The following is a 15390-nucleotide window of genomic DNA, read 5'->3' on the forward strand; positions in this document are numbered from 1 at the left end:
CCTTAACAAACAATTACATATATATTTTGTTATAAAAATTAACATTCAATTTTAAAACTCTTAATTTTCTATCAAATCCCAAAAAACTCAGTTTAATTCATAAAAAAAATCCCTATCCATTTTACTCAGAAATGAACAGGGATACTATAAACTAACAAACTAACTCAATTTTGCTTTTCGATTACCAGTTATCGGTACGAAAAGGAGATGCCGGTAAATTTTCGACATTAAATAAATTAGGCTCCGGAACCGCTTTCCATGCAAAACGAACCGCTACCGGTTTTTTAACTTTCTCAGAAGAAACTACAATTGTTTTACCGTCCATTTTAGCAACAGCAGGATAGAAGATTTTATCTTCACCAGCAATTTCAAATTCCTTTAAATTTTCAACTGTTTTTTTGAACCCGGAATCAGCATAATCAAAAAACAACTGAATTTTGTCTTTTTTAATTTTCAAATGATCGTAAATTGGTCCCGAATAAACCAGTTTTTCTTTATACGTTTTAGCTAAAGAAATTAATGCCAGTCTATGCCCCACGGTTTGTTTATCTATTGGATGAATATTATTAGTGTCTCCAACATCAGTGGTAACCGCCATTCCGCTATTCGGTATTACTTTTAGTGATAATAATTGTGCTTCCCTGATTTCAGGAGTTTGTCCTTTGTGAGGTGTGATTTGTACATAATAAAAAGGGAAATCGCCTTGTTTCCAGTCGTCTCTCCAGTTTTTTACCATCGCAGGAAATAAGGTCTGATACAATTTTGCTTTACCTGAATTACTTTCTCCCTGATACCAGATTACACCTTTCATTGTGTAATTTATTAATGGATGCAGCATCGCATTATACAGTACATACGAAGTTTTATTCGCTTCTTTTTTAGGCTTTTTAAGTTCTGTTTTAGAAGCATTATTAGCCTGTTTTTCATTTCTTAAATTCAGGTAGTAAGTTTCCAGTTTCTCCTGATACAGTTTTTCATTTTTAGCATCCTCTTCAAGAATGGTCAAAAAATCCGGATTTTCTTCCAGAACATTCTGAGAAGTCCAGGCTTCTGCTTTTGTACCTCCCCATGAAGTTGAAATAAGACCAATCGGAATTTTCAATTTCTGATATAAATCTCTTCCGTAAAAATAAGCTACTGCCGAAAACGTTTTTATTGTTTTAGGCGAACATGCAGCCCATCTTCCGGTAACATCATCTAATGGCTTTGGAGAAGCATTAGTTAAAACAGTAAACAATCTGATATTTGGAAAATTGGCATTTACAATTTCTTCTTCATAATTTTTAACTCCGGTTTTCCATGTGCCTTCTTCTTTTCCAACAGGAAAATACATATTCGACTGACCCGAACAAATCCAAACCTCACCTATAAGAATATTATTTAGTACAATTTTATTAGAAGCATTGATCGTTATCGTATATGTTTTTTCGCTTCCCAAAGGAGTATCTACCGCTACCTTCCACTCTCCTGTTGTATTTGCAGTGACTTCTACAGGGCTGTTTTGCCAGCCTACCTGAATATTTATCTTTTCGTTTGGAGATGCCCAACCCCATAAATTAACTTTTGCATTTTGCTGCAAAACCATATTGTCACTCACCAAAGCCGGCAGTTTAACCTGAGCGTTTGTAGAAAATGAAACGTTTAAAAAAATTAAAAACAAAAACAGATTTCGTATGAAATTCATGGGTGCAAAATTTACTATTTAGAAATTTAAAAATAAATTACTAAAACGATATAGGTATCCTGTGCTTCCCTGTTAATTAAACAAAAGGGGCAATAACTAAGTTACTACCCCTCCTCTTTTAAAACTAAACAGTTAATTAAATATTAATAACCAGGATTCTGCATTGCATCTTTTTCTGCAGCAGTAAGCGGTTTACCATTTGCATATATTCCATCAAGGAAAGTTTGAGGAATAGGACGTAAGACATGATAATCCTTAACATTTGGATTAGCTTCTATATTATAAGCTTTTGCTCTTGCAACCAAAGTTTTAGTTCTGCTCAAATCCTGCCAACGATGAAATTCCCCACAAAGTTCTCTTGTACGCTCATTTAATACTAAACATAACATTCGGTCATAATCACTTGCATATCCTAATTTTGTAATCACAGCTAAATCTTCAGCAGGCAAAGCATTAATACTAGTAATATTTAAACTGGTTGCCGCTGTTGTAGCTGTTATATTATTAGACTCATAATACGAATTTTTTGGGATATATGAAATTGGGATACCAGCCTGACCTGCAGCCGTCCATGCCGCAGATCCGTCCGCATAAGCCGAACGATCTTCACCAGCCTTATAAGCCCCACGATTTCGGACTGTATTGATATATGGCAACGCATCAGCAAATGAAGCAGCACCTTGTTTTGCTAAACGTACTTTTGCTTCTGCCGCGATTAAATATGTATCTGCAGAACGTGCTAAAATAATATCCCTAGATCCTCTTTGACTTGTTAAATCAATTCTTGATCCATCCATATATTTACTTAAAGAAGGAAATCTTACATCAGCCATAAGCCCTACATTATCTGCTGCATATTGTACGTAAACACTAGGAACTTTTTTTGCAGCTCCCGGAATAAGAAAATCTGTATTTTTAGTTTTAGCAAAACGATTATCCGTTGGAGCATTCATTATGTAGACAATACCTAAATCCCCATTTACATAAGTAGTTCCAGACTGATTATTAACGATACTTTTTGTTTGAAAGCTTTTCCAAAAACGGGAATCATTAACTTTATCATATACATCATAAGTATAATACGTTGGTGCTAGACGACTAAAAGGTCTTCCTCCTGCCAGGTTACGTCTCATCTGAGGTAATTGATCATAAGTCGAAAGAAAATATAAATGCTGCCAATTCGACCCTGTATTTAACTGACTTGAATTAAATTGTCCTGCTAATATTATTTCTGATAATTTTTCATTCGGACCATCAGGTGCTGTAAAGTTCCATAAATCAACATAATTAGGCGCTAAAGGATGACGAGAAATAACTTCATCTGCCAATGCAACCACCTTTTGTAAATCAGCTGTTTTTGTAGCAGAGTTCCAAGTATCATTTATTTCACTGGCACGAGACAAATAAGCTTTTGCCAAATAATGTGCAACTGCATCTTTTGTGATTTTGGCAGATCCACCTGCATTATCAAGCAAGTCATAAGCTTTCGTAAAATCATCTATAATTTGTGCAAATACTTGTTCAGCTGTAGCTCTTGAAAACTCAACTTCAACAGTGGTGCTTAAATCTAATTTTAACGGAACACCTCCATACTGGCTAACTAATTTTAAATAATTGAAAGCTCTCAAAAAATAACCTTCCCCTAAAGCTCTTTTTTTAATAGCAGCATTAGTTGAAACAATTTCTGTAGCCGATTTAATCAATGTATTCGCATTTCCTATTGCAACGTACAGGTTATCCCAATTGGTATTAGCCGCAACAGTATTTGCATTAGAAACCGTTACAAATGAGTTTAATCCTGATGCATATGAATTCCAAATATGATTGGAAGGATCTCCTCCGGCATGAAACTCATCAGTACCTGACTGAGTAGCGGTAAGTGGCACTTCTAATGCAAACTCTAAAGCAAAAGACTGATAATAGGTTCCAACTGCTAAAGCCTGAATACCAGCTTCGGTTTTGTAGTAATCTTTAGTATAACCTGTTTCCAGCTTTTCGTCCAAAAAGTCATCGCTGCAAGAACTACCAAGACTTAATAGAGCAATAAGCATCAAATTAATATATAGTGATTTATATTTTTTCATATTTATGATTATTAAATTTTAATTAAAGTTCAACATTTAAACCTAAAGTAAACCCTCTGTTAGAAGCCGTTGTCTGCGTATCCAGATCCATCCATTTTACTTTATTATAAATCATCCCCGGGTTCATAACCTGAATATAAAGTCTCAGTTTTGAAACTCCGGCTTTTTCAGCCATCTCATTTGTAAAATTATAACCTAAAGATATATTTCGCATTTTTAAAAATGCACCATCACGATATCCTAAAGTCGGGAAAAAAGAATCTCCAGTACCTGCTGAGTAAATTGGTTTTTGATATTCAGCATTAATGTTGTTATCTGTATAATAATCAATAGATCTCTGACTGCCTTTTGCACCTTCATTTTCACCAAGTGTATTATAAATATACCCCATGCGACCATAAATAAAGAACGATAATTCTACATTTTTATATCTAAATGTATTAGTTAAACCGGCAATATATTTAGGATCAGCACTACCAATTATAACACGATCGTTATTAGCATCAATTTTGTAATCTCCATTTTGGTCTTTAGGTCTTGCGTTACCAAATGAAAACCCGGCACCATTTGCATTAAATTTAGCCATTTCAGTCGCATCTTCTGGTTTCCAGATTCCGTTTGACGCGTATCCGTAAATTACATTTTGTGGTTGTCCTATGAACAAATTATTGTTAATATCGTCAAATTTACCATTCGCCAAGGTCACAATTCTGCTTTGCTGATAAGAAGCACTTAAATTTGAACTCCATTCAAAATCTTTTGCTCTTACATTTATAGTATTTAATGTAAGTTCAACTCCTTCTCCTTCTGTTTCACCAACATTTTCAAAGGTATCTCTATACCCTGTAGGTGTAGGAACACTTCTTTTTAACAACAAATCCGTTGTATCACTGGTATAATATTCTAAGGTTCCGGATATTCTGCTATTCACAAAAGAAAAGTCAACACCATAGTTAATTTGTTTTGTTTTTTCCCATCCTAAATCTGGATTTCCTAAAGTTGCATTATTTACTATACCAGAACCGTTAGGGTAAACAATCCCAGCCAATGGAGGCTGAGTAGAATAAGGATCTACCGCAGCATTACCAGTAACCCCAAAACCTATTCTAAGCTTTAACTGATCTATCCACGAAACATCACTTAAAAAACTCTCCTGATTCATATTCCACGCCAATGAAGCACTTGGAAAGAAATCCCATTTTTTTCCATCTGCCAATTGTGATGCTCCATCATAACGTCCTGAAGCAGTTAACAAGTATTTATTATCATACCCATAAGTTACCCTTCCCATATAAGACAACAAACCTGACTCTATTAAATTAGAAGAATAGTTACTAAGAGTCACATTAGCAGGAGTTAAAGCATTCCATTTGTTCTCAGGATTTTTAACATCATTTGCAGCCATCATACTGTCTTCATATTCATATCCTGTTTTACTTTGTAAAAAAGTCAGACCTAAATCATGTTTCCCAATCGTCTTATTGTAATAAAGTAAATTGTCTAATGTATAAGATATTGTTTGCGCCTTTATCAATGAAGCAAAACTTGTTCCTGAACGGGCAGCAGATCTACCATCCAAAAACACTCCATCACGATATGAAGTAATGTCTGGTCCAAAATTCATCCTGTATTTTAAACCACCCAGCAAAGGAATAAGCTTCCCTATATCCACCTGAGCATATAAACTACCAAAAGCTCGTAATGTCACACGCTGATCCTGAGAATATTTATCTTCATCAATAACTGTTCTGATAGTATTATCTCCTCCAGGATTATCAATCCTGTTACCATTACTATCATAAGGAACAGCATAAGGAAGATTAAGACGTGCTGTATTATATATTCCGGTTGTACTACTTACAGCTGTTCTTCCTATATTAGATTGACCATACTCATTTATACTATAACTCGTATTTAAATTAGCTCCCATAGAAAACCAATCTGAGGGTGTGATATCTATATTGGCTACACCGTTATAACGTTTATACCCCTGTCCTTTCAACACTCCTGTACTTCCTGTATAACCAAATGAACCATAGCCTTTCATTTTTTCAGTTCCTCCACTAACAGCTACAGTATGCTGTTGTGTAATTCCTGTACGGGTTATAAATTTTGTCCAGTCTGTTGTTGCTACTTTGGAACCATCCCAAGTTCCACCTTCCCAACCTTTAGCAATATTTGCCCACGCAGAAGGATCAGCTGATTTTAGGAAAATTAATTCATCATTAGCAATCGTTGGTGCATCTCCTTTTGGGAAAGCTGATGGATTTGAATAATATCTTGCCCATCTGCGAAAATCAATATATTCACCAGCCGTCATCATTGGTGCATTCTCATGAATTTCTTCTGTAGTAACTGAAGTATTATAGTTTAATGAAAATTTACCATTTTTCCCTTTTTTAGTAGTTACAATAATAACTCCATTTGCTCCACGGGAACCATAAATTGCAGTTGCAGATGCATCTTTAAGTACATCAATCGATTCAATATCTGTAGGATTCAGGAAATCAATACCTCCTGCATTGGAATCACTTACATCACTCACTGACTTACCTAACGCTCCTGCCAATGGCTTAGAGTTATTAATTGGCACTCCATCTACTACATAAAGAGGTGAATTCGAAGCCGAAATGGAACGTGCACCACGAATTGTTACCTTCCCTACCGTACCAGGACGCTCATTTGAAGTAATATCGACTCCAGCAGCTTTTCCCTGCATGGCCTGTACAGCATTTTGAACCGGCCTGGAACTTATTACTTCAGAACTTACACTTACGATGGATCCCGTTAAGTCTTTTTTCTTTTTTACACCATATCCAACCACAACTACTTCTTCAAGTGAATTATCTTCTTCCTTTAACACCACATCATAAACATTTGCACCACCAATAGTAAGTTCCTGTTTTTTAAAGCCAATGAAACTGTAAACAAGAGTACTTCCTGGTGCAGCTTCAATAGAGTAACTTCCGTCAAGATCCGTACTGACTCCTTTCTGCCCCCCTTTAATGAGTACATTAACGCCTGGTACCGGTAAACCACCAGCGTCTTTTACCACTCCTTTGATTACTTTGTTCTGCGCATAAACGGACACATTCAGCAATGCAATCAACGTTATAGTCAACAGAAGACTAAATTTTTTTTTCATAAAAGTTAAATTTTGGTTAATTAATTAGTTATTTTCAAATTTATTTACAACAAAACACCAATCTATCCTGTGGTATCCTGTATACTCATATTTAACATTATTTTTTTTTATTTGTTAATATAAAAAATAAAAAAAATCACTTGTCTTTATTTTCATTAAACATAATACACAAAAGAGCAACATGTTATAAAAAATTAGCATTTCCAATATGCAACATACTAAAAACCTATAATCAAACAATTATTAAAAAAAACACAAGAGATTATGCAATCGATTACACAAATGTATTATTATTTTTATAATAAAAATTAATAAGTTAAAAATATTTTAAATAAATAATAAATTGACAAAAAAAATACATTAACAATAAATATCATATTCGTAACAGACAGAAAAAGACTATTTTTTTAATTAAATTGTAATCGATGACATTAATGAATGATATAACTTTAATAACTAACAATTACATCGTAAGCAAAAAAAAACCGCCTCATATACTGAGGCGGCTTTTAAAAAATAAATAGAAAGGGGGCAAAATATTTATTTAGTCGTAACCTATATTTTGATCGTATAGCCCAGGAACCGCTAACATCTCTGACAAAGGAATTGGATAAAGCAACATATTAGCATCAATAGTTCTAATTTTATTACCAGTATCTTCTGCAGCTTTCCAGGCATTCATAATAGTGATTGCCTTTCCTGATCTGATCAAATCAAACCATCTTGTTCCTTCAGAAAAGAATTCTTTTCTTCTTTCATCAAATAATTGATCTAAAGTAATACCAGAAGCATTTGCCGTCACACCAGCTCTTGTTCTAACCTGATTTACAATTCCATCAACATCTGCCTGAGTACCACCCCCTCCATGAAGCGTACATTCAGCCATCAGCATCAATACATCTGTGTAGCGAATTACCATAAAATCTACTCCCCAGTCTTCACGACCTCCGGTTCCATATCTGGCTGCATCTATATACTTTTTGAAAACCGGAAGCGTGTAACTCCCTTTGTAAGTTCCGGAAGCCACTGTATAACTTGTTGCAATTCCAACAGTTTTTCTGTTATCATTAGCCGCAAACATATTTAAAAAACCTGTTGAAATTGGTCTTGCCTCTAATGATCCCTGATTCGATCCAATACCTACAGAAGCAAAATAAGGCTCGTAACCTACTTCAACCATAAAATTACCTCCAATAGAACTTGCCAAACTTTGTGTATAAGGAATCGTAAGAACATTTTCTTTATTAGCAATTCCTTCTACCTTAAAAATAGCAGCATAATCAGGACCAAAAGTATACAAACCACTTGTTTTAATATCATTTAGTTGTTGATATGCTTTATCCCATTCGTTCAGTCCTAACATTGCACCATCAATACCATAAGTTGGACTTGAACGGGTCATATAAACCAGACCTAACAAAGCTTTTGCTCCGTATTTAGTAACACGACCAACGTAGGTCGCATCTGTAGTTGGAGCCGGAAGATCTGCAATTGCTAATTGTAAATCTGAAATTACCAAGTTATAAATATCTACAACCGGGCTTCTTCCAATTTTTGAAGATTCCTGAGCTGTCATTGTTCTATCAATCAACGGAACTCTTCCAAACCATCTCAATAAATCAAAATAACAGAATGCTCTCAAAAAACGGGTTTCAGCAATCATTGCAGCCTTATCGGTTGGATTTGTAAAAATCTGATCTCCTTTTTCTGCAATTTTTTCTAATAATTGATTGGCTTTATAAATCGCATTAAAGTTGCTTACATAAGCCTCTTTTACATAAGTATTAGAACTAATAGAAGTATAAAAACTATTAATTCCTTCCCAATCTCTGGAGGCCGTTGTTATGGCTAACAAATTATCGGACCTGGTTTCACTTAAATTAAGCACACGGTTCGCATATCCATAAGTTCCCGTTCCGTGAAAAGCAACAGAATACACTGCATTTCTTGCCTGAACAAAATCCCCAGGGGTAGCATAGAAATTCTCCTCAGTTCCTTGAGACAAAGGAATTTGTGTCAATTCATCGGTACAGGAAGCTGTTCCCAATAAAAGCAAATTTGCCGCTAGTAAATAAATATATTTTTTCATTTTAATTAAAATTTATGTTAAGACCTAAAACCACCGATTTTGCTAAAGGCGCCCCTCCATAATCAACAGGAACAGCAAAATCACTATTTGAACTTCCTGAGGTATTTACTGCTTCAGGGTTAAAACCTCCGTCATATTTATTCCAATAGAACCAGTTTTCACATGTTATATACAATCTTGCATTATCTATTCTTTTTAAGCTTTTAACTGCTTCTCTTAAATTATAACCAAAGGACACACTTCTTATACTAATATAATCTGATGGGTACAACCAATCAGAATTGGCCTGATACCCAAAAGATGTTTTCCAGTTACCTCTTACTGCAGGATCCACGTTTAACGCATTTTCGACAGACCCCATTCCGGTACGATTGATAGCCCTTCCTGTTAATCCGTAAACTGTTCCACCGTTTTGACCTTGTACTAATACACTTAAATCAAAATCTTTATACTTAAAAGTATTTGTAATACCCCAAGTATATTTTGGAGTTGGATTACCTAAGTCAACACGATCTTCTGTATTAATTTTTTTATCGTCGTTCTGATCAATATATCTTGGATCACCTAAAACTAATTTGTTTCCTCCAATAGTAGTTCCTCCAGCATCAATATCCGCCTGAGTGATTACACCATTTTGCTGTAACCCAAAAATTGTATACATAGGTTTTCCAACTTCTAATTTTATAAATGGAACCCCTGCAGCAAAATCATTGTTAATTTCAATTTTAGTCTGATCCGGCCCTAATGCCAATACCTTGTTTTCATTATGACTTAAATTAGCTGATGTTTTCCATTCGAATTTATTAGTCTTAACATTGACAGTGTTTAACTCAAACTCCCATCCCTGATTTTGTACCGCTCCTACATTAGTAAGATAACTTGTAAAACCTGATGCCCCAGGAACCGGAAGTCTAAGTAATAAATCGGTGTTCTTTTTTCTATACACATCAAATGTTGCCGAAATTCTGTTTTTCAAGACCGCAAAATCCAATCCGAAATCAACACTTTTTGATTGTTCCCAGTGCAATGAAGGATTCCCTATAGAATTCACACCTTGTCCTATTCCAACAGCTCCACCAATAGCATAATTATAGGAACCTAATGTGGAGTAAGATGAATAACTACCTATATTATTGCTACCGTTTGTACCTGTACTGGCTCTAAACTTTAGTTCGCTTAACCAATCCACATTTTGTAAAAACGATTCCTGCTTAACTCTCCATCCTAAAGATAAAGAATAAAATGTCCCCCATCTGTTATCACTTCCAAACTTAGAAGAACCATCACTCCTTACACTTGCAGATAGCATATATTTTTCTTTATAATCATATTGAAATCTACTAAAAAAAGACAACAAAGTATTTTTTTCTGCATTAGTAGAACCTAATGATCCCGTTGGAAGGGTTTCAATACTAGAATTAGTGTAAAGCCCTCCAGAAGAAAGAACTGATCTGGTAATTTTATAAGAACTAAATGATTCTCCCAAAAGAACATTAAAACCATGATCTCCTACAGATTTATTGTAAGTCAAAGTATTCTCATTTACAATATTTAATCTTCTATAAGTATTATAAGCCCCTCTTATACTTGCAAGAACATCATTTGGCGTATAACTTTCAAATGTGTTATCAGCATTATCAAAATTAATTGTGCTTTTTAGTGTAAAAGCATTTGCAAATTTATAATCAAAATAAGTAGAAACAATATTTCTATACATCGAATTTTTACCAGTTCTAGCCAACGCATTAAGCATATTTGTCGTACTACTCCCCCATGCGTATCGGGTTGTGTATTTTTCACCCGCTGCATTAGGTGCACTTTCAAAAACAGGAGTTGCCGTTAAAGCCTTGAATAATGTATTATCTTTTCCTTCAACACCCGGATCATTTCTTTCAGAATAAGACGGAGAAAAATTAATCCCTATTTTAAATTTGTCTGATAATTTAAAATCAATATTAGCTCTTGCAGAAAACAAAGTATAATCTGTTCCTACTATATATCCTGTGTTTTTTTGATAATTGGCCGAAACATAATAATTAACCACATCTGTTGCTCCCGAAGCAGACAATTGATAATTACTAAACTCTCCTGTACGGAAAACTTTGTCCTGCCAATCAATATAATCTAATCCTGGGTGTCCCGGTATATCCCATCTGTCATCATACAAATAGGTATAATAACTATTATTACTTGGCACAAGAGGATTTGTTGGATTTTTTGCATTATAAGTAGCAATACGCTCAGCATTATTCTGATCTTTCGAAGCCCCAGGTATACCTGATCCAGCCCACTGAGTATCAATCATTGTTTTAGCCCTTTTGATCCACCCTTCAGCCGACAACATATCTACCCTGTTAGCTTCTTTATTTATACCACCATAAGTATTAAAAGTATATTTTGTTTTTCCTTTTGTTCCTTTTTTAGTAGTAATCAATACAACACCATTAGCAGCTCTTGAACCATAAATAGAAGCTGCTGCTGCATCTTTTAAAACCTCAATGGAAGCAATGTCATTTGGATTCATATTATCCAGCGGACTTCCACTCGAAAAACCTCCATTGACATTAGTCCCTTCAGTAGAAAGAGGAAATCCATCAACCACATACAAAGGTTCATTTCCTGCTGTAATTGATCCGGCACCACGAATTTCAATACTAAAAGGTTGTCCCGGCATACCCGTTGTCTGTTTAACACGAACCCCGGCTACCTGACCAATTAACCCCTGATCAACTCTTGAAATTGGTCTTTCTGTAAAATTTTCTGTTTTAATACCTGATATTGCACCTGTCGTTAATTTTTTCTTTTGCGTTCCATAACCAATAACAACAACCTCATTCAAGTTTGCACTTTCGGCGTCCAAAGAGACATTATACGTGTTAGACTCTCCTACTTTTTGCTCTTTGGAAACAAAACCAACAAATGAAAAAACTAAAGTTTCACCTGGTGAAACTGATATTTTATACCTACCGTCAAAATCTGTACTCGTACCACGATTCGTTCCTTTTACCAATACGTTTACTCCCGGAATAGAAAGCTTAGCAGGATCGGTAACCGCCCCTGTCACCTCTTTGTTTTGCGCATAACCCGACACATGCAATATTGCAAACATCGCTACCGCTAACATTAAATTAATTTTATTTTTCATAAAAGTTAAATTTGGTTATAATTTAGTATCCCAAATTTATCCAGAAGCACCTCTGACCGCATCCTGTAGTATCCTGTTAATATTCAGCATATTACAGTTTGTATTTTGTTTTTGTTTAACAAAACCAAGACAACTTACTGATTAACAACATTAAATTCAGTTTTAATCCAGCTATATGGAATACAAAATTTAACTAAATTATTTTTTGAACATTCGTATTTTTTAAGTCCAAATAATGAGAAATAAAAAAAAATACACTTCATTATTTATTTATTAATTTATTATCAATAATTACCAATCAGGATGCCACAGGATAGCAAATTCATAAAAGCTTTTTATTTTTACTCGATTAGCTTTTACACAAAAAAGACCTGATTCATTTTATCAGGAATAAATTCTATCAACCATTGAACTCAGACCTATAATGAAACTTTCGAAAATCCTCATTTCTTTTTTATTTATCTTTTGTTTTATTTTCAAATCATTTTCCCAAAAATCCGATAAATCTCCCTGGCCGGATTCCAGTAATATTAATCAGCCATGGACAAGATGGTGGTGGATGGGGAGCGCTGTAGACAAACCTAACTTAAAAAGAAGTCTCATAGATTTTCATAAAGTTGGAATTGGAGGTGTAGAAATTACTCCAATATATGGTGTAAAAGGTGAAGAAAATAATTTCATCGATTATCTATCTCCAAAATGGATGGATATGCTCGATTATACAATTCATGTAGCAGATAGTCTTCACATGCAGGTTGATATGGTTTTGGGTACCGGATGGCCTTACGGAGGCTCACATGTTACATTACCACATGCAGCCTCAAAACTGATTGTAGAAAAATATGATCTAAAAAAGAACGAAACGATAGACCGAACTATTAAGGTTGAAAATACTAAAGAAAAAAATCCTGCTGAACTCCTGTACGTAGTAGCGTATGGCAAGGACGGAAGTTATGTAAACCTAACAGATCAATTACAAAACAAAAGTTCAATATCAAATGATAAAGGCATTGAAGGTACTCACATAGCACTACCAAACACTTTAGAGCCAAATAAATTAAAATGGAAAGCAAAAAAAACAGATTATATCATATATGCTGTTTTTAGCGGCAAAACCGGACAGCAGGTAAAAAGGTCTGCTCCGGGAGGAAAAGGCTATACTTTAGACCATTATTCCGAAGAAGCTCTGAACGCTTATGTAGTTCCTTTTAACAATGCCCTAAAAGGACGTGAAGGAAAAATAAGAGCCATCTTTAACGACAGTTATGAAGTTTACGGAACGGATTTCACTCCAAATTTTTTCGAAGAATTCCAAAACCGAAGAGGTTATGATCTCAAAAAGCAATTATCTATGCTTCTGAACGAAAAAGATGAGGAAGTTTCTAACCGGATAAGAAGTGATTACAGACAAACCATAGCCGACTTATTATTGAATAAATTCGATAAGCCATGGACCCAATGGGCACATTCAAAAAACTTTAAAACTAAACTTCAGGCACATGGATCTCCTGGGAATTTAATTGATTTGTACGCTTCTGCAGATATTCCTGAATGTGAAACTTTTGGTTCTATGCCATTTGATATTCCGGGTTTCAGACGTGAGAAAGAAGATATCCGCGAAGGCGATGCCGACCCTGTAATGCTTAAATTTTCATCATCTGCTGCTCATATTTCAGGAAAAAACCTGGTTTCATCTGAAACTTTTACCTGGCTGAGAGAACATTTTAAAACCGCTTTGTCACAATGCAAACCGGAAGCCGAAGATTTAATGCTAAACGGTGTGAATCATATTTTTCTTCATGGTTCAACTTATTCACCTGACAGAGCTGCGTGGCCTGGATGGAAATTCTATGCCTCTGTAAATTTTAATGCAACTAATAGTATTTGGGAAGATGCGCCTGCCCTATTCTCGTATATATCAAACTGCCAGTCGATGCTGCAGCAAGGAAAAGCAGACAATGAAATATTGCTTTACTGGCCTATTTTTGACAATTGGGACAAGTATAAAAAAGGAAGTTTATTTGTTGAATACAAAATACATTCTTTATCCGAATGGTTACACGGAACTCCGTTTTACAACACGACTAAAGAATTAATGAATAAAGGCTATGGTGTCGATTTTATCTCTGATAATTTTATTGCCGAAGCCAAAGTTCTAAATGGCAATATCGCTCTTCCGGGCGGTACTTTTAAATCGTTAATTGTTCCTGCATGTAAAAAAATGCCTCTTGCTACTTTGCAAAAACTAATTGAATTACAAAAAGCCGGTGGAAAAGTTATTTTTGAAGGATTACCTGAATCTGTTCCCGGTTTTAATGATTACAAAAAACAGGAAGCAAAACTTCAGGCTGTTTTGGCAGAAAATAAAGAAGCTGTAAAACCAGTTTCGAATATCGTTGAAACATTGGAAAATGCCCAGATATATCCTGAAACACTTGTTAATACTGGCCTAAAATTTATAAGAAGAAATGTCGACGGTGAAAAAATATATTATCTTGTAAATCATACTCCAAAAACAATTGATGATTTCATTCCATTGCAAATAAGCAATAAAGAAGTTATCATTTTCGATCCTTTAAACAGAGAATTTGGAAATGCAGTGGTAAAAAAATCAGACAATACAACTTTAGTCAAAATCAAAATTGAACCGGGTCAATCTTATTTCCTGAAAACAGAAAATACAGCTTCCCAAAAAAAATGGAATTACTATGAACCAACTGCTGAAGCAATTCCATTAAAAGGAAACTGGAAAATCAATTTTGATAAAGGCGGACCAAAATTACCTCCAGCAGCGGTAGTTTCAAATCTGGAATCGTGGACAAAATTAGGTCCTGAAGCTGAAGCTTTTTCAGGATCGGCAACTTACACACTTGAATTTGAAAATCTGAATGCTAAAACAGAATCATGGAATTTAAATCTGGGAGACGTTCGCGAAAGCGCAAAAGTGTGGTTAAATGATCAGTTTATTGGTACTGCATGGTCTGTTCCTTATAAATTAAACATTGGAAAATTAAAAAAAGGAAAAAATACTTTAAAAATTCAGGTAACCAACCTTTCAGCCAACCGAATTCGTGATAAAGAATTAAAAGGAGAAGAATGGAAGATTTTCTACGAAATCAATATGGTAGACAAAGACTATAAAAAATTTGATGCCACAAAATGGAATCCAATGCCATCAGGACTATTAGGCCCGGTTACTATTACACCATTAAAAGAACAAAACTAATTATTTAATAAAGAATA

At 34.7% G+C, this 15390-nt stretch carries 6 protein-coding genes; 1 reads left to right on the forward strand and 5 read right to left on the reverse strand.

Going from position 1 to position 15390, the window contains the following annotated elements:
* Positions 1-181: 181 nt before the first annotated feature.
* The 5 genes from AAEO57_RS01205 to AAEO57_RS01225 all read right to left on the reverse strand — a co-directional run bounded on the left by AAEO57_RS01205 (position 182) and on the right by AAEO57_RS01225 (position 12147).
* The gene (locus tag AAEO57_RS01205; protein WP_341688666.1) at positions 182-1684 is read right to left on the reverse strand and encodes a sialate O-acetylesterase; all 1503 of its coding nucleotides are present in this window, start codon (positions 1682-1684) and stop codon (positions 182-184) included.
* A 143-nt stretch (positions 1685-1827) separates the two neighbouring features.
* Entirely contained in the window at positions 1828-3768 is a 1941-nt protein-coding gene (locus AAEO57_RS01210) for a RagB/SusD family nutrient uptake outer membrane protein (RefSeq protein WP_341688668.1), read from the reverse strand.
* Between the two features lie 22 nt (positions 3769-3790).
* The gene (locus AAEO57_RS01215) at positions 3791-6913 is read right to left on the reverse strand and encodes a SusC/RagA family TonB-linked outer membrane protein (protein WP_341688670.1); all 3123 of its coding nucleotides are present in this window, start codon (positions 6911-6913) and stop codon (positions 3791-3793) included.
* Between the two features lie 544 nt (positions 6914-7457).
* Positions 7458-9002, reverse strand: coding sequence for a RagB/SusD family nutrient uptake outer membrane protein (locus AAEO57_RS01220; protein ID WP_341688673.1), 1545 nt, complete (start codon positions 9000-9002; stop codon positions 7458-7460).
* A gap of 1 nt (position 9003) precedes the next feature.
* A complete protein-coding gene (locus AAEO57_RS01225) occupies positions 9004-12147 on the reverse strand; it encodes a SusC/RagA family TonB-linked outer membrane protein (RefSeq protein WP_341688675.1) in 3144 nt (1047 codons plus the stop codon).
* A 424-nt stretch (positions 12148-12571) separates the two neighbouring features.
* On the opposite strand from AAEO57_RS01225, the gene AAEO57_RS01230 reads away from it, so the two are divergent.
* A complete protein-coding gene (locus tag AAEO57_RS01230) occupies positions 12572-15373 on the forward strand; it encodes a glycosyl hydrolase (RefSeq protein ID WP_341688677.1) in 2802 nt (933 codons plus the stop codon).
* Positions 15374-15390: the final 17 nt, after the last annotated feature.

The sequence above is a fragment of the Flavobacterium calami genome (assembly GCF_038290035.1).
Taxonomy (GTDB): domain Bacteria; phylum Bacteroidota; class Bacteroidia; order Flavobacteriales; family Flavobacteriaceae; genus Flavobacterium; species Flavobacterium calami.

What these genes read in the sequence shown, in the direction of transcription:
- AAEO57_RS01210 (WP_341688668.1), bottom strand. Translation starts at nt 3,768, where the DNA reads ATGAAAAAATATAAATCACTATATATTAATTTGATGCTTATTGCTCTA.
- AAEO57_RS01205 (WP_341688666.1), bottom strand. Translation starts at nt 1,684, where the DNA reads ATGAATTTCATACGAAATCTGTTTTTGTTTTTAATTTTTTTAAACGTT.
- AAEO57_RS01225 (WP_341688675.1), bottom strand. Translation starts at nt 12,147, where the DNA reads ATGAAAAATAAAATTAATTTAATGTTAGCGGTAGCGATGTTTGCAATA.
- AAEO57_RS01215 (WP_341688670.1), bottom strand. Translation starts at nt 6,913, where the DNA reads ATGAAAAAAAAATTTAGTCTTCTGTTGACTATAACGTTGATTGCATTG.
- AAEO57_RS01230 (WP_341688677.1), top strand. Translation starts at nt 12,572, where the DNA reads ATGAAACTTTCGAAAATCCTCATTTCTTTTTTATTTATCTTTTGTTTT.
- AAEO57_RS01220 (WP_341688673.1), bottom strand. Translation starts at nt 9,002, where the DNA reads ATGAAAAAATATATTTATTTACTAGCGGCAAATTTGCTTTTATTGGGA.